13 protein-coding genes are annotated in these 16,999 nt (G+C 56.2%); 2 read left to right on the plus strand and 11 right to left on the minus strand.

Features of this window, described 5'->3' with window-relative positions; translation table 11 throughout:
* Positions 1-2: 2 nt before the first annotated feature.
* The 3 genes from OXR04_RS20615 to OXR04_RS20625 all read right to left on the minus strand — a co-directional run bounded on the left by OXR04_RS20615 (position 3) and on the right by OXR04_RS20625 (position 4,438).
* On the minus strand, positions 3-2,138 hold the full coding sequence (locus OXR04_RS20615; protein ID WP_267372772.1) for an EAL domain-containing protein: 2,136 nt from the start codon (positions 2,136-2,138) through the stop codon (positions 3-5).
* Between the two features lie 278 nt (positions 2,139-2,416).
* Entirely contained in the window at positions 2,417-2,656 is a 240-nt protein-coding gene (locus OXR04_RS20620; RefSeq protein ID WP_009093224.1) for a hypothetical protein, read from the minus strand.
* A 348-nt stretch (positions 2,657-3,004) separates the two neighbouring features.
* Positions 3,005-4,438, minus strand: a complete 1,434-nt coding sequence (locus tag OXR04_RS20625; protein ID WP_267372758.1) for a methyl-accepting chemotaxis protein — start codon at positions 4,436-4,438, stop codon at positions 3,005-3,007.
* 346 nt (positions 4,439-4,784) lie between these two features.
* Here OXR04_RS20625 and OXR04_RS20630 point away from each other — a divergent pair, with 346 nt between their 5' ends.
* Positions 4,785-6,566 carry a sensor domain-containing phosphodiesterase gene (locus OXR04_RS20630; protein WP_267372759.1) on the plus strand — a complete coding sequence of 594 codons (1,782 nt, stop codon included), beginning with the start codon at positions 4,785-4,787 and terminating at the stop codon, positions 6,564-6,566.
* A gap of 24 nt (positions 6,567-6,590) precedes the next feature.
* Here OXR04_RS20630 and OXR04_RS20635 read toward each other — a convergent pair whose 3' ends face one another.
* The 7 genes from OXR04_RS20635 to OXR04_RS20665 all read right to left on the minus strand — a co-directional run bounded on the left by OXR04_RS20635 (position 6,591) and on the right by OXR04_RS20665 (position 15,428).
* Positions 6,591-8,171 (minus strand): sensor domain-containing diguanylate cyclase, encoded by a 1,581-nt coding sequence (locus tag OXR04_RS20635; protein WP_267372760.1) that lies wholly within the window; start codon positions 8,169-8,171, stop codon positions 6,591-6,593.
* Between the two features lie 134 nt (positions 8,172-8,305).
* Positions 8,306-10,186 (minus strand): sigma 54-interacting transcriptional regulator, encoded by a 1,881-nt coding sequence (locus tag OXR04_RS20640; RefSeq protein WP_267372761.1) that lies wholly within the window; start codon positions 10,184-10,186, stop codon positions 8,306-8,308.
* Between the two features lie 136 nt (positions 10,187-10,322).
* A complete protein-coding gene (locus OXR04_RS20645; protein ID WP_167432330.1) occupies positions 10,323-11,486 on the minus strand; it encodes a metallo-dependent hydrolase in 1,164 nt (387 codons plus the stop codon).
* Positions 11,487-11,499: 13 nt separating this feature from the next.
* A complete protein-coding gene (locus OXR04_RS20650) occupies positions 11,500-12,897 on the minus strand; it encodes a DASS family sodium-coupled anion symporter (RefSeq protein ID WP_267372762.1) in 1,398 nt (465 codons plus the stop codon).
* A gap of 70 nt (positions 12,898-12,967) precedes the next feature.
* The gene (locus OXR04_RS20655; RefSeq protein ID WP_267372763.1) at positions 12,968-13,666 is read right to left on the minus strand and encodes an RraA family protein; all 699 of its coding nucleotides are present in this window, start codon (positions 13,664-13,666) and stop codon (positions 12,968-12,970) included.
* A gap of 10 nt (positions 13,667-13,676) precedes the next feature.
* The gene (locus tag OXR04_RS20660) at positions 13,677-14,630 is read right to left on the minus strand and encodes a hydroxyacid dehydrogenase (RefSeq protein WP_267372764.1); all 954 of its coding nucleotides are present in this window, start codon (positions 14,628-14,630) and stop codon (positions 13,677-13,679) included.
* Positions 14,631-15,218: 588 nt separating this feature from the next.
* On the minus strand, positions 15,219-15,428 hold the full coding sequence (locus OXR04_RS20665) for a hypothetical protein (RefSeq protein WP_058958532.1): 210 nt from the start codon (positions 15,426-15,428) through the stop codon (positions 15,219-15,221).
* A gap of 415 nt (positions 15,429-15,843) precedes the next feature.
* Between OXR04_RS20665 and OXR04_RS20670 the strand changes: the two genes are divergently transcribed.
* Positions 15,844-16,755 (plus strand): N-acetyltransferase, encoded by a 912-nt coding sequence (locus OXR04_RS20670; protein WP_267372765.1) that lies wholly within the window; start codon positions 15,844-15,846, stop codon positions 16,753-16,755.
* Between the two features lie 2 nt (positions 16,756-16,757).
* On the opposite strand, the gene OXR04_RS20675 is transcribed toward OXR04_RS20670, so the two are convergent.
* Complete coding sequence (locus OXR04_RS20675) at positions 16,758-16,997, minus strand: hypothetical protein (protein ID WP_267372766.1); 240 nt, start codon at positions 16,995-16,997, stop codon at positions 16,758-16,760.
* Between the last annotated feature and the right edge of the window lie 2 nt (positions 16,998-16,999).

The raw sequence follows: 16,999 nt of genomic DNA on the forward strand, positions 1-16,999 counted from the left end.
GATCAGCGCAGAGCGGCCCCTGAACCGGCCGCGATGGCCGCGGCAGGCAGAGACGGCGTTTCTGCGCAGAGCATCGCTTCAAAATCGGCTGGGCTCAGCGGCTGGCAGAGCCCGTTACCCTGCATAATGTCGCATCCTGCCGTCGTCACAAACGCGATCTGCTCTTTTTCCTCGACCCCTTCGGCAGCGACCCGGATACCCAGACTTTTACCGAGCCCGGCGATAGCCCGGAACATCATACGCACCCGCATACTGGAGCCCAGCTCGCGTGTCAGTGACTTGTCAATTTTAAAGCCCGACACAAAGCTGTAGCGCAAAAGGTTGATCGCGCCCAGCGTCCGTCCGAAATGGTCGATAATGAATGAAGCGCCGGTCTGGCGGATAGCTTCAACCTGCACCGGCATATCCTGCACCAGCACCGTCAGCAGGGGCTCATCCACTTCCAGCTCGACAAAACCGGCATCGCCACCGGCACTCTCCCGGAGCACCTTCTCCAGGCTGTTGCCCACCAGCTGGCGCGGAAACAGATTGATGCTGACGCGAAGATGGGGCGCGCGTACCTGCCACTGCCGGACCTGATCGAGCGCCGTCCGGATAATCCACTCCCCCAGCGTGACGGAAAGCGGGCTCTTCACCAGCATGGCGATGAAATCAGCCGGCAACAGCAGGCCGCGCGTCGGATGCTGCCAGCGCACCAGCGTCTCACAGCCGGTGAGTTTGCCGCTTTCGACGTCGTAGCGGGGCTGATAGTAGAGCGTGAACTGCTGCTGCCGCACCGCGGACTCCAGTTCGCGTTCAAAGCGTCGGCGCTGCTGCTCCGCTTCACGAAAGGCGGGCCTGAACAGGATGCTGCAGCCTTTGCCCGACGCTTTGGCACGATAGAGCGCCAGGTCGGCGGCGGACATGACCGCAGAGGGATCCCGGCCGTGCTCCGGGTAGGAGGCGATACCGGTGCTGGCGCCGACCACAACCGGTGAGTCGTGATAGCTGAACGGCGTCTGAACGGCGGCAATCAGCTTCTCTGCCGTCAGCGCCGCCTCCGCGCAGCCTCCCGTCAGCAGAATGACAAATTCATCACCGCCCAGGCGCGCCGCCGTCACCGCACCGGTGCACACGGTACGAATCTGTTCGGCAACGTGACACAGCAGCGCATCCCCGGCCGCATGGCCCAGGGTATCGTTCACTTCCTTGAAGCCATCAAGATCGGTCATCAGTAACGTATAGGGGATCTCCGCTTTAGTGAGCTGAGCGACCTGATCCATAAACGCGCTGCGGCTGGCGAGGCGCGTCAGCATATCGAGAGAGGCCAGCTCACAAAGCCGTGCCTCACTTTCATGACGGGCCGTGACGTCGCGGATAATCATGCCCACCAGCCGCTCTCCCCCTTCACGCCAGCCGGAGAAAGAGACCTCGGCCGGAAATTCGCGTCCGTTACGCGTCAGTCCCCAGATCTGCAGAGAGCGCGGACGCGAGATCGCCGATTCATCGGAGGTAATCCGGGCCAGTTCATTACGGTAGTCGATCTGGCAGCGCGCCGGGATCAGCTCACTGACGAACTGACCGCGCATCTCCTCTGCGCTGTAGCCGAACAGAGCGGTAGCAGCAGGGTTCCAGAAGGTGATGCCGCGCTGCAGATCCGTGCAGATAATGGCGTCAGGCGAGGTAGAGGAGATCGCCTCCAGCCGCTGCTGACTGGTATAGCGCAGTAATTTAAGCCGGTGCATCTCCATGCGATCCATCACCAGCGCGGCAATATCGCTGAGATGCTGCCGATCTTCTGGGGTCAGCGGCGCGCGGGGACGGGTATCGGTCAGGCAGACCGTGCCGATGTGATGACCATCCGGCGTGGAGAGCGGAATACCGGCATAAAAGCGGATATAGGGATAGCCATGCACCAGCGGGCTGTCGCAGAAGCGCGGATCCTGCAGGGTATCCGGGACACAGAGTATCCTGCCCTGCGTTAAGGTGTGATGGCAGAACGCGACGTTGCGTGACGTGCCCGTAATGTTCAGTCCGTAACGGGAAGCAAAGAACTGCCGCTTTTCATCAATAAGGGAAACAAACGCGACGGGCACCTTAAACAGTCGGGCGGCAAGCGTAGTCAGACGATCCAGCGCATCGTTTGGCGGTGAATCCATCATCTGGTACTGCCTGAGTGCATCGAGGCGCGCCGCCTCGGCATCGTGATAAACGGGACGTTTCAGGATAACTTCCTCTGCGGATCGGTACTGTGGACGGCATGACACAGCATAAAGAGGACACGTTCAATCAGACAGGCCAGGCAGTATATGCTGCTGACCCGCTGCCGTAAGAAAGGCCCGTCAGTAAAATCTGGCGCAGCCGATGGCTGCGCTTCGCTTAATCTGTTTATCGGCCTGCCATATTCTAACTTCAGAGAAAACAGCGGCTGAAAACCCTATTTTTTCTGTTTTGCTACCAGCTCAAAGTGCGGATGCTCCCCGGCCAGCAGCATCAGCAATTCATATTCCCCCTGACTGAGCCGCGCAGGATTTTTTGACGCCTCTTTGGTCTGCCAGACACGCTGGCTGAGGTCGAAACGCTCTGCGGCGATCTCCTGAGAAAACCCGGCGGCAAGGCGGAGCTCACGTACGTTGCACTGCACGGCGACAGGCCGCTGTAAAATCTGATTTCCCATATGAAACTCCCGGCTTAGGGTGGCCGTAAAGAGGGCCGGACGCCATCACACGCCCGACCAAAGCATAAATGCTGGTTATGTTTTAATCGCCCGGCACAGCAGGCCGTCCTGTGAAATCCGTTAATGCAGCGTGCGATGATTAAATAAGGCAAATTATCTTTCTGACGATGCCTGAATAATAAGCACATCGATAAAAGAATAACCGACAGGATGAGTTGCAAAATCATCCCGCGATTATTGCCGCACGCTCTGCCCTTAAAAAATAAGGTGTCAGAGCGCGATTTAATAATCATTCGCGAACGTGCACGCGTTTTTCATACAGGCCTATTCCTCGTCGGGCGACTGATGTCAGGCCTGACTAAAGGCAGCCCATCCGCCAGGCTGTTCCGTGGCTTCGCGTCTGTTCGCCACGGCAACCGCCTGATGCGGGAGGGTAAAGCGGGTGATGACGCTGCCCAGCGTTTGCGTCTGACCGCTGAGACTGCCTGCGGTGGCTGACACCTGCTGCACCAGCGTCGCATTCTGCTGCGTCACGCGGTCGAGCTCAGCAACGGCGACGGTGACCTGAGCGATGCCTTTACTCTGTTCATCTGACGCCAGCGCAATCTGCCCGATAAGCTCATTCACGCCGCCAACGCCGCGCAGGACGGCTTCCATCGTGGTGCCGGCGCTCTCCGCTGCACGGCGGCCATCGTCAACCCGCGCCACCGTATCTGAAATCAGCTCTTCAATCTCTTTAGACGCCGCCGCACTGCGCTGCGCCAGCGAGCGCACTTCGCTGGCCACGACGGCAAAGCCGCGACCCTGCTCACCAGCGCGCGCTGCCTCAACGGCCGCATTCAGCGCCAGAATATTGGTCTGAAACGCGATGCCGTTAATGGTGGCGGTAAACTGACGAATTTTTTCTGACCCTTCCGCGATGCTGGTAATGGCCGCAGTCACCGTCTGAACCAGCTTCGCGCCCTGCTGCGTGGTATCGGTTGTACTGACGGCCAGCTCCCGCGCTTCACGGGCGTTCTGCGCGTTGTGGCGCACGGTGACGGTAATCTCTTCCATGCTGGCGGCGGTCTGCTCCAGTGCCGCAGCCTGGGTGGAGGTCCGATCGGAGAGGTCTGCGTTGCCTGCGGCAATATCCGCGGCTTCACGATGAAGAATGGCGGCGTTGTCGCGGATAGCGCTGACCATATGCAACAGGCTGTGCTGCATCTCTTTCACCAGCGGAACCAGCTGTCCGACACAGTTACGGCCCAGGTCTTCCGGCTCCTGCGTCAGATCGCCATCCGCAATGATTTTCAGGTGACCGCGAATTTTTGCCACCGGACGCACCAGATGCACGACCAGATAGCGATCGCAGAACAGCAGTAACGCGAACGCTGCCAGCAGCGCCGCCAGCAGTACACCCTGCAGCTGATGCCGGTCAGCCCTGAGCGGCGCCTGATGCTGCGCCAGCTGCTGCGTGATGCTGTTCAGTTGCGCCCGTGCCGCAGAGGCATAGTCTGCAGGTGTGGTGGTGAGTGCCGTACGCAGACGCTCCCAGTCAGCGCCTTCCGGCATGGCAGCCATCACCGCACTTTTGTCGGCGGCGCTTCCGCTCTGCATGGCAATAGCGCTTTGCGTCAGAAAGCTGAGCTGCTGAGTGAGAACGGTGGTGCGATCGGTCTGACGATAGATGTCGCGCAGCACATGGCTACTGTAGCCGCCAGCCAGTGCAACCACGCCCAGTGAAATGATCATCATCCACAGCACGACGCGCCGGATGGTGAAATGCCGGAGTGAGTTCATAAGGTTTCCCTGATGTTGTTATTGGTGTGTGTAAAAGTCGGGCAATAATAAGTTCTGTCATCTGCTTTAGTGCGTTATTATATAGTGCACTATTTTTGTTCTTTCTATCCTGGCAGGATATTTCAGAAATACAAATTTTTTGACGACAAAATAAAAGAATCGCCGTTCTGAAAATATTTTATTGAAGAAAGCCGATCCGGTAACCGTTTGCCGCTCTCTGCATTCCGTTACGTAATAAATTTGTCAGGACACTTTATTTTTACGGAAATTGCCTGTACTCATTACACACTACTCTGCAATTTTTCTGCTTAATTTCGCTCCGTAACCAGCCGGGGCGGAGGAATTCATGTTCATAAGTCTCAGCGGCGGCGATGATGGTCGCACGCGAACCCTGCGCGCGTTGCGCAATCCCGACGAAAGTCGTGATGAAGTGCTGCGTCAGTTTGTCCGGCTGGCCAGTCAGGCGCTCAGCATTCCTGGCAGTTTTATCTCCGTGCTGGATGATGAGCTGCAGCATGTGATGGCCGCGCATAATTTTACCCTTACCCGGTCCAGCCGCGAAGATTCGCTCTGCCGGTATGCGGTCGACAGCGACAGCACCGTGGTGATCCCGGATACCCTGCTGGATGAACGGTTTGCGACGCACCCCTTGATCATTGGCGCACCTTTTATCCGCTTCTATGCCGGTACGCCGCTGAAAAACAGCACGGGCATGATTCTGGGCACCCTGTGTGTCACCGACACCACGCCCCACCCTTTCAGTCCGGCTCAGGTCACCATGCTCACGATGCTGGCCACCCTGGTCATGTCATTTCTGGAAGCCTGGTATTCGGCAGGTTTTGCCGATCCCGTCACCGGATTGCCTAACCGTCAGCGGCTTATCCGCGACCTCCAGTTTCTGGCCGCCTCGGGTGATCGGACGCCACGGCGACTGGTCCTGATTGACTGCATTGATATGCCGCGCGCCTACGAGCTGGCGCGTTCAATGGGGATGGGGCCGGTTGAAAGCCTGCTGAAAGATGTCGCCACGCTGCTGCCTCTGCGCCTGCGCCCGGCACCGGGCGAGATACTCTATACCGTGGCCACCGGGCGTTTTGCCCTGTTAACCCGCCAGGAGAGCCGGCTAAGTGCCGGATGGGTGGCGAAGCAGCTGACGGGCATCAGCGCGGATCTGGGCGACGGGCTGTCTGTCGCGCTGATGACGCATACCGGTGAGGCCAGTTTCATCACCGGTGAGATGCCCGCACAGGAGATCCTGCGCCGCGCCGTCAGCGCCCTTCATGAAGCGATCGCCCGGGATGTCGCGTCGATGTGTTTCAGTGAAGCCACCGACACACGGCATACTCAGGATTTCACGCTGATGCACGATCTGGCCCTGGCGATACGGGAAAACAAAGGATTGTGGCTCGCGTATCAGCCGAAAATCTGTCTGCATAGCGGAAAGCCGATTGGGCTGGAAGCGCTGATCCGCTGGCGGCATCCGCAGCGCGGCGAGCTTTCTCCGGCAGAGTTTCTGCCTTTTGCCGGACAGACTGAACTGCTTAGCGAGCTGACCCGCTGGGTGACCGAGCAGGCCATCACCCGCCTTTCCCGGCTGCGTGACAGCTATATTCAGCTGCCCGTCACTATCAACGTCAGCAGCAGCGATTTCTCCCGCAGCGGGTTTGCCGACGAGCTTGAAGAGCAGATGATCAAGGCAAAGCTGCCGGTTTCACTGCTGGGCATTGAGTGCCTTGAGACAGAGCGGATACTGGAGAGCCCGTCAGCGATGCAGGGGCTTGAGATGCTGAAACTGCGCGGATTTGGGATCTCTCTGGATGACTTTGGTACCGGCTACAGCAACATCAGCTACCTGCGACGTATGCCACTGGACGTGATCAAGCTGGACCGTTCGCTGATTAGCGAAATCTCCAGTGATACCGGCTCGCGGGTTATCGCCCGCAGTATTATTGCGATGCTGAAAGATCTCGATTATACGGTGCTGGCCGAAGGCGTGGAGAATGCGGAAACGGTCAACACGCTGACCGAATTTGGCTGCGATCAGGCGCAGGGATTTTTCTACTCCCGGCCGCTGGCGGAAGCGGCGCTGGATGAGTGGCTCGGCTGGCGACTCCGCAGCAAGTGCTGAGCCGGTTGCGCCAGCGTCAGCCCTCTACCGGGCCGGATCAAACACGCTGAATCCCGCCGATCCGGCAATCACAACGGTATTGCGTCCGGCGCCTTTTGCCTCATAAAGCGCTTCATCCGCACGCCGTAACAGCGCTTCGCGTTCGCTGCTCTGATCCCGCGACGCGACGCCTGCGGATATCGTCATCGTCCCGACAAACGGAAACAGGGTAGCGCTGACGCTCTCACGGATACGTTCCGCCGTGCGGGCGGCGTCCGGTAGCGACGTCTCCGGCAGCAGCAGAATAAACTCTTCTCCGCCAAACCGGCTGACAATATCCCCCGTGCGGCTGGCCTGACGCAGCAGCGCCGCCAGACTCACCAGCACCGCATCGCCCGCATCGTGTCCGTACCAGTCATTGATCTTTTTGAAATGGTCGATATCGATGGCGATCACGCACTGTTCATGGTTGTTGTCACTCTGCGCCGCCAGCGCCGAGAATCCGCGCCGGTTGCAGAGTCCGGTCAGGGGGTCAGTCATCGCTTCATCGTTCAGCGCCGCCAGATGTCCGGCGACGGCGTGACGATGCTCCTGCACCGCTTCCCGGAGCCGGTCGGCTTCGTAATACCAGGTTTTGACCGAGGAGAGAGATTCCGCCTGCGCTTCGCTGCCGCCGTTGCGGACTCTGTCCGCCAGCTTCTCAAGCGGAGAGGCGATGCGTCCCGCCAGAAAAGCAATAATCGCCGCGGTCAGGACGATAATGCCCAGCGTGAACCAGATAGCGTTTTCCGCCGTGCGCATCAGCAGGTGCCTGACCGTTTCTGAGGTGCCGGTAATAAACACGTTCCAGCCGGTTTTGTGCAGTGTGCCATAGCCGATCAGATAGTGACGACCGTCGTTTTCCAGCGTGAAGTGCCCGCTCTCCGTATCCTCAAGCCGCTTCTGCAGCGCCGGGCTCAGCTGCATTTTCGTGCCGACCTGCGCCGGGTCGTGACTGAAGACGATCAGACCGTCATTGCTGACCACGCTCACCGTAGAGCCTTTGGTATAAAAATGCTGGCTCAGGATGTCGCTCAGCATGCTCTGTTTTTTGAGATAGATCGTGCCGCCTATGTAGCCCAGGTAGCGGCCATCGGCGCTGAACAGCGGCTGGGATAAAAACAGCACATAGTTACCGGCGGCAGAGGTGAACGGCGCGGAGATAAAGGGCTTTTTGGTGGAAATCGCCTGCAGGCTGGCCGCCGAGTGGAGTTTTACGCCAACCAGTTTCAGACTTTCCGGTGAAGTTGCGGCAATAACAGCGTCATGATTCACCACCACGACCGAGTTGAAAAAGCCCGACTGCATCCGCAGGCGATCGGTTTCGCTTTTCAGCTGCGTCAGATCGCCGAGATCCCTGATCTGCGATGCACTCCACGCCAGTTCGCGCTGCGCTGTCCCCAGATAACGATCGGTGGTATCTGCCAGTTTGCGGGCATAGGCAATGTTCCCCTCAAGCAGGCTGTCTTCAATATTGGCCTTCTGAAACAGCAGCAGCGCTCCCAGCAGCAGACCGGAGGTCAGGATGACGCCGCCAATGGAAAGCAGCGTCAGCAGGGAGCGAAGGCGTATTTTTTCGTGGGGCATTGCAGTCGGAATCCGGAGTAAGTATCCCTTTAGTGTAACCGTTGATGGCTCGGCTGAAGGGGAGAAAAGAAGAAGATTTACCTCTCCTTCCGGATGATTACCGTTCCGGCGCTACCCGACAGCGCGCACACCGGTCAGTCAGAGTTCAGTCCATATCGCTTCATCTTTCGCCACAGGGTGGTGGGACTGATGCCCAGCATCACGGCGGCCCGGGCGCGATCGCCACCGGTTCTGTTGATCACCGACGCGATCAGTTTCCTCTCCTGCTTCTCCAGTAAATTCACCTCGTCACTGAGCGTGCAGGGTGGCGCCTCACGCTCACCGGCAGCTGAAGAAAGGTGGCAGAGTGACTGCAATGCATCGGCATCGACTGTGCTGCTCTTATGCAGCACCACCAGCCGCAGGATAGCGGCTTTCAGCTCACGGATATTGCCCGGCCACGCCGCATTATTGAGCAGGGCAACCGCTTCGTCGCTAAACGTCAGCGTCCGGTTCTGGCTGGCCAGCAGCGCGTCGACAATCAGCATAATGTCGCCCCGGCGCGCTCTCAGCGCTGGCAGCCGCAGCTCCAGAATATTGATGCGGTAAAAGAGATCCTGGCGGAACTGACCTGCGGCCACCATCTGACCCAGGTCTTTGTTACTGGCGGTGATCAGGCGGAAACTGGCGGTGATGAGCCCCTCGCCCCCTACCCGGCTGAACCGTTTTTCCTGCAGAATACGCAGCAATTTGATCTGCACGGCGGGCGGGGCTTCGCTGATTTCGTCGATAAACACCGTGCCGTTCATCGCCATTTCGAAAATACCGGGTTTGCCGCCCCGCCGGGCATTGGTAAACGCCCCTTCAGCGTAGCCGAACAGTTCACTTTCCAGCAGGGACTCCGGGATTGCCGCGCAGTTAAGCGCAATAAAAGGCCCTGCGCTGCGCGCACTGGCGTGATGAATACTCTGGGCAAACAGCTCTTTGCCCGTGCCCGTCTCCCCGAGAATATTCACCGGCAGATCGTGAGCCGCATAAAGTCTGGCCTGCTCAATCACAGACACCATCTCAGGCGAGCGGCCCACGATGTCCGAAAAGGTGTAAACCGTGGTGAAGCTGCTGCCTGCAGGCTTTCTCGCCGGGACCGGAGCGCATCCCTCGTGCTGTCCCGCTCTGACGGCGGTGATGAGGGTATAAAAATTTTGCTGACCGGGGATATGTTTCACCGTCAGCCGGAGGGCGTCGCCCTTGATCTCATGTACCTCGTCGGTGATATCCCGCTCATTGATGATGCAGCTGAACAGCGTTTTAAACGCGTCGTTTTTTAAAATCTTATCCCCGATCCGGCAGGGAAAAAGCGACAAGCCCCGGGCGTTGATATTGATGACTTCCCCGGACTGATCCAGCCACAGGATCCCCTCCCGCGACTGATTGAGGGCTGACCAGGCCATCGCCAGCTTCGTGCTCTCCCTGTTGATATATTTCAGCGTGCTCGCCGCGACATCGAGAGCCTGCTCGATAGCGATATTATCGGTGTCCCCCATGATGACCTTCAGATCGTACTTTCTGGCCATTTCCGCGACGGTCAGGCCGCCAATCACCAGATCATAATCATTATCTGCCAGATTTTTGACGACGTTATCAATGTCATAGTGGTTGTAGACCTGACAGATTTTGAACTCTTCATGCGTCATGTTCTGGTAATGGCGAAGAACATGGCAGAACTGCGGAAACCCGACTGCGGCGATTTTTTGTGACTTCTTGCGCGCTTCCATCAGGATACGAAATATGCCGTGCAGGTCGTGGGCGATTTCAATGACCGGAACCGCCACGTTATTCCGAAGCAGTGCCGCGGTGCCACCCCGGCTGATGAGGATGCGGGTTCCTCCCTGAATCAGCTGCTGCGCTTTTTCAACCACGTCAAAATAGCGATATTCGTAAACCGGAATATCGATTTTTTTCTCAAGCAGGACATTCGAGATGCGTTGTGTGATGGTTTGTGACACCGAGAGGATCGCAATTTCGTTGTTTTTCATAGGCCATTCTGCGCCATCGTTTTACCGGAAAAGCGGCAACTTTCGTCACGCTGACAGCAACCGATGCCGCGTGACGAAACGAACAACGCCTGCGCAGGGCAATACGCAGGCAGATTTTTATGAGCGGGATTCTCAATCAGAAACGCTGGCGACGATAGACAATCTGTCCATTGCTGATGGTCGCACAGTTGTCGAGATAGTGATCGCCCGTTAAGCGTTCACCCCGGGTGTCTTCAAACACCACTTTCTCCTGCCGCAGTTTCACAATAGCGATATCGGCAAAGGCGCCGGAAGCCAGCGTGCCTGCCTCGCCCTGCATCTTCATCAGGCGTGCAGGCGTGGTGGTGACGGCGCGAACCACATCGAACAGTGACATCCCCATGTTCAGATACTTGGACATGATAAAGGGCAGACTGAAGACCTTATCGGTGCGCAGGCTATTTCGCAGGGTGAGATCGGTGCTGATGATGTCCGGATTAAACCCCTGCTCCATCGCCTTCCGCGCCACGGCAAAGTCGAAGTGCGCCACACCATTCGAACAGTCGAAAATGACGCCGCGATCCCTGGCTGCTTTGATGTCCGGAAAGAGCTCGCCGTTGTCCTGCAGGATGGCATGGCCGGTGCCGTGGAAACAGTGCGCGAAGATATCATCAGCCTGGAAATGCGTAATCAGTTCATCGGCGGGCAGACGCGAATCTGTCACATGCACGCACAGCCCGGTATTCAGCTGACGGGCCAGTTCCACGGTGGCGAAGAAGGGATCGCCACTGAAGTGACGTCCCCTGGCGATATCCTGGCTGTAACGCAGCTTCAGACCGAGAATATTGTCGCGATGTTCATTTACCGTCCGGGCAATCTTTTCCACGTTGAAGTTGGCCGGGTTGGTATTCTCCAGATACCCGGTCGGCCCGCCGCCCAGCGTGGAGAGGCCGACATTGACGACGTTCAGATAGCTTTTTATCCGCGTCTGTGCCGTGTTGATGACGCTGTTACGGAACAGCCCGTAGTTCACCCAGCCGCTGCTGCCCGCATCCACCACCCCGGTGACGCCATTGGGCAGGCCGATCACATCGGGGTTAACGCTGATAGCTGTGCCCCCATGAAAAACGTGGGCATGAAAGTCAATCAGGCCCGGCAGCACCAGGCAGCCCGCCGCGTCGATGACGGTCTCCGCCTCCGGGTTGTCAACCGACTGCAGATCGACGATACGGTTGCCTGCCACCCCAACGCTCTGGTCAAGGAAGATGGCGCGTTCCGGGTCCACTACCCGACCATTTTTAATCAGAATATCCAGTTTCATTTTGCTTTTTCCTTTATCCAATACCGATCATTTTCCAGTAGGGGATCCCTATGAGAAAAAAGACCAGCACGTTGACCAGCACCATGGCGCTACCCAGTAACCAAAAGGTCTTTTGCGGGACATATCCACTTGAGAAGGTGAAGACACCCGCGCCGTTGCCGTAATGGGTCAGGAGTGCGCCATACCCGGCAGAGAAGGCCAGTGACAGTGCGATGTACATCGGGTGGGCCTGCGTGGTCATGCCCAGCGTGAATAACACCGGATAGAAAGAGACCACAAAGGCACTGTTAGAAACGAAGAAGTAACGCACCGCGAGGCTGATAAAAACCAGTACGCCAAGGGCACTGATTTCGCTGAGTTGCGACAGGTCCAGATAGTTTTTGATCACGTCGACCAGAAAGACATAGAAACCGCCTTTAGAGAGCGCGACCGCACAACCGTAAAACGCACCGTACCAGACAAAGGTCTGCCAGGCCGATTTTTCACTGGCTACATCGTTCCAGTTCAGTACGCCGAACAGCAGCAGACAGGCCAGGAATGCCAGCCCCACCGGAATGAAGGGGATCCCCGTTAAAGAGCCGGTCATCCAGCCGAGAATACCCAGCACAAAGAAGACCATCAGCAGTCTCTCTTCACGCTTTACCGGGCCCAGCTCGTGCAATCCCTGAACGGCAATGTCATTGACGTTATCGATGCTCTTCAGTTCAGGCGCATAGAGTTTATAGAGGATCCAGGGGGCCGCCAGCAGCACCAGGCCCGCCGGCAGGATGGCAGCCTTGAACCAGACCATCCAGCTGAGATTCACATTCATGATCTCATTCGCCAGCGAGACGGTAATCGAGTTGGTTGCCATCCCGGTCAGGAACAGGCTGGAGGTGCCCATCGAGACGACATACATCAGAATCGTGAGATAAGCGCCAATCCTGCGACTGCCCTTATCGGGCGTTGATCCCAGTGCTTCGGCGATGTTGCGGAAAATGGGATAGGTGATGCCGCCGGAACGCGACATGTTTGAGCCTGTGGCCGGTGCCAGCACCGTGTCGGTTACCATCATCAGGTAACCCAGTGTCAGCGTATTTTTGCCATAGCGCTGAAGCAGCAGGTAAGCAATACGTTTACCTAAGCCGGTGATCACGAAGGCTTTGCAGATGATAAAGGCACTGATGATAAACCAGACCATCGGACTGCCAAATCCGGCAAACAGCGGGCCTGGCGCAATGAACAGTGACGCGAAGCCCAGAATAATCAGCATAATCACGGCGTCGGTGAACGGACGCAGAACCAGACCGCACAGCATCGCCAGATAGATACCGACTAAGTGCCAGGTCTGGGCGGAGAGGCTTTCCGGGGGCGGGATCATCCAGAACAGAACGGGGAAAAAAAGGATGGGTAAGAGCTTCAGATAAAGCATGATGATATTACCTCTGCTTAGCAGCCGCGCACCGGGACGCCGGAACGCGGCTTTTCATTATTTTTAAGAATTAGCGGTAAACGTCGTCGATGAACTCAACGCCTTTTTCATCTAATGATTTTCTGACCCATGCCCGGTTTGCGGTGCCACGCTTCGCTGCGGCAACTTTACCGGCGTCAAAACTGGCGTATTCCGTCGCTTTTTCGAGCAGCGCCGCGGCATCGTTCAGCGGGACGACTATCACCCCGTCTGCATCGCCCACGATCAAATCCCCCGGACACACCGCGACACCGCCGACGGCGATGGGGGTATTGACCTCTCCCGGTCCCTCTTTAAACGGACCGGCGGGGTTTGAACCGGTGGCGAAGATGGGGAAATCGAGCACCGAGAGGGCATCAATATCCCGGACAGGCCCATCCAGCACGATGCCGGCAATTTTGCGATCGTAGTGAGCGTAAGCGATCATGATCTCTCCCATCAGCGCACGGGACCGATCGCCTTCGTTAGAGACCACGATGACATCGTTTTCTGTTGCCATATCCAGCGCCGCATGCAGCATCAGATTGTCACCGGCGCGCGCCTTCACGGTTATGGCATAGCCCGCCATGACAGGTTTCACCGGTGAAGAGATGCGCCTGATGCCGTTACCGAGTACAGCAATCCGGTTCATGGTGTCAGCAATGTTGGCCACAGGCAGCTGCTGATAGGCTTCGAGTAACGCCACGTCAAAAGCGGGACGCTGTGTGAAAATACGATTACCAATAGACATACGCTTCTCCTTAAAAGCCCGGCACCGGCCAGGATGGTTTTTTGCCCGATAACACTTCATCAATGCCGATAGCGGAATGCAGCGAGGCACGGTCCGTGGCCTCTTTCGTGGCGGCACCAATATGGGGGGCAATTACGACGTTACTCAGTGCAAAAATGGGATCGGCGGGATCGAACGGCTCTTTCTTCAGGACATCCAGCCCGGCTCCGGCAATCTGAGAGGTCGACAGCGCGTGATACAGCGCTTTTTCATCGACCAGCTTGCCGCGTGCGGTATTGATGAAGTAAGCCTCTGGCTTCATCAGTGAAAACTGCTTTTCACCGACAAAGTCAAAGGTCTCTTCTGTCGCCGGGCAGTGTAGCGAAACAAAATCACTCTCCTGGAAAATCCGGTCAAAATCCTGAGTTAACTCAACACCGTCCGGCACCTGAGCAGCTGTTTTGTAGGGGTCAAAAGCAATGACTTTCATGTTGAAGCCATGCAGCGCCTTCATGGCTACGCGTGAACCAATATTGCCGACGCCGATAAGGCCGAGGGTTTTCCCGTCCAGCTCAACTTTTGGCGTGCGCAGTTTTGCCCAATAATAATCTTCCAGCATTTTCTCTTCGACGAGACGGAAGTTACGTGAGCAGTGCAGCATGAAGAAAAGCGCCAGTTCAGCCACGGACATACTGTTGGCGACAGGCGCATTAAGCACCGTGACGCCGTGGCGTTTTGCCGCCTCTAAGTCAACGGTGTCATAGCCTGCGCCATGGCGGGCAACCACTTTTAATTTTTTTGCTGCGGCAAATACGCGCTCAGACATTTTTGAAAGTCGAACAATAATTCCGTCACAGTCAGGGATATCGCGAATGATATCCTCCTCTTCCATGCCGGAACCGGTAATGAGTTCGTAACCACGACTCTCCAGATAGTCCCGCCCTTCCTTCATGATCTCCTGCGGAAGCAGAATTTTATAGCTCATTTAAGGTACTCCCTTGTGGTTTCTTTCCCCGGCTGTTGCAGAGGTCATGCCAGAATGAAAAAGACAGCCAACAGGAAATAAATAAGATAATGAAAAATAATATTTTTTTATTTTAATGTTAGCTGACACGCCGCTTTAAAAGAGTGACAACAGTCTCACCCTGCGCAATGGAAAAATAAGCACATTTCAGAGTGAAAAGAAAAAATTTCAATATGAAATAACCACTACGTTAATAGCTGGTTAATTAAATTTTCTTGTTTTTTTCTGACTGGTTAAAGGAAGGTATATCAGATTAATGAAGGGATAAACTATAACGCTGTTAATGTTATTTCCAGACCATCGACAACAGGAAAGAAATAAAGATCTCTTTTTGCTGCAATAATGAAAAAGGAAAGTTTTTTTCGTTCCGGGTTGCGCTCAGAGGTGACAGATAAAAATTTTCATTCCGTTCAACTTTTTTGAGCGATGATGACAGGCGCTTCATTGAAAAATTGGATGGGGCTATTTCTGCCCCACCCATCATTTTTTCAGATACAGATGAACGGTACTGGCTGGCGAGAGCGTGATAACGTCATCAATCAGGTTACGTTAACGCCAGAATGACTTAATATAAGAACGGCTGCTGAGTCTTTTAATAAAATGGTAGGGACAGGTAAAACGCTGCCCATCCCACTCAAGATTAAACCACTGAAACTCATCATCTTTTATTTTCTCTACCAGGCTCATCGCCTGCATGGGCGTCTGAAAAGCATAAGCTTTCATCACGCCCTCTTTGGTGCATAAATCAATATGAACCATGGAACCCCCTGCTGTGTAAAAAAGGCACGCTTTATAATTATGGAATAGCCTTTAAAGCATAATGCAGGATCCGCCCGCCGATTATCTGAATCTGTAATATTTACGTAAAAGATAAAACAAAGTATTTTTTTGGGCAAACCAGCCTTATTGCATCAATTAATTTGACGATGCAGACATAACAGGGCCGGATGTGAATAGACGCCCCTTGTCGCGATTGACGACAGCACAGATAACACGCTCATCCGCGCATTTTTTTGGCCTGCCGTTCCGGCTTCAGATGCGCGCCCGCTGGGGCAGAGCGTCACCGATGCTGTCGGGATGGTCAAAAACAGAGCATATCGTTACACTCTCAGCAGCCTTCTCTGCGAACCGGCACGGCTCAGACGTTCCCTTACGGCAGGCAATAAGGACTCTTATGCTGGATTATATGGTGTCGCTCTACTGTGCTGTTCCTGTCTCGTCGGACTGTCTCAGCGCCTGGCTTGCCCGCTGGCTGGCTCGGGAGCAGAGTCGCTGCCACGATCATCACTTTTCCGCCGCGTTTCCCTGGCGCGAAACCGGCCTGCCCCAGCACACCTTTTTGCAGCGGGAACTGACGATAAACGGCCAGCGCTATCTCACCGGACCGCGCTATCTGGGAGGAGACCTGGCTCAGCCCTTTATTGATGTCATCGCACGTGATGGCGCGCTGGATTATGTGGCGGCTGACGCCATCATGCGGGCGTGGCAGGTGCTGAATCCGCTCAGGCTGCGGGTCCTGTTGCCTGTGACTCACGCTGAAATCGGCGTTACTGACCAGCTGCTTTTCCTCAGCGATCCCGCTTCGCTGCCGGAGCCTGTCACAGGCGAACTGTCTCTGGTCACCGCCAGCCGGCGCGATTTTCCCGCCTGTCTCGCGGCGATCCATCATGCCTATCGCGTCAGCAGGCAGACCCTGCCGCATCTCCGCGATCAGTTACAGGCTACCAGCAGGCAGGAGTTACGGGATGATATCGCTGACGGGCACGTCCGTCTGATTGTCTGGCAGGAGAGGATGGCTGGACTGATTATTTGTGTGCCACGGCAAACGGCCTTTATTGAAGGCTTCCAGATTATGGATGAAGTCATTATCCCTGCCTGTCAGGGCCGGGGGCTTGCCGCGAGCGCGCAGCGGCTTTTGCTGCGGCAGCTTTATCTGCACCATGGCGAGCGCGCGCTGCTGACCGGCACGATTCTGCCAGGCAACCTTCCTTCTTTACGAACGGCCTGCAATGCCGGACGACGCTGCGTGCTGAAGTATCAGTTTTTTACCCCCGCCGATTTACGCACGGGCGGTCTGATCGGCTGAGGTCACCACAAGGCGAGCGCAATCAGCTTATCCTGCACCCGATAAACCCGCTGCTTCAGGCTCAGGCTCTCTTCAGCACCGATCAGGTTAGCCTCATAAGCCGCATTGATTTTTTCCAGCGCGCTTTTGGTGCTAATTTTCAGTCCTTCATGACAGTTCGCTTCTGAGCGGCTGGCTGCCTGCTTCTCCAGCTTTCTCACATATTCCGCGACGTTTTTGTTCGCGGAAAACAGGTTGCTCACGG

This window comes from Pantoea sp. GM_Pan_3 (assembly GCF_026541045.1).
Lineage (GTDB): Bacteria > Pseudomonadota > Gammaproteobacteria > Enterobacterales > Enterobacteriaceae > Pantoea > Pantoea anthophila.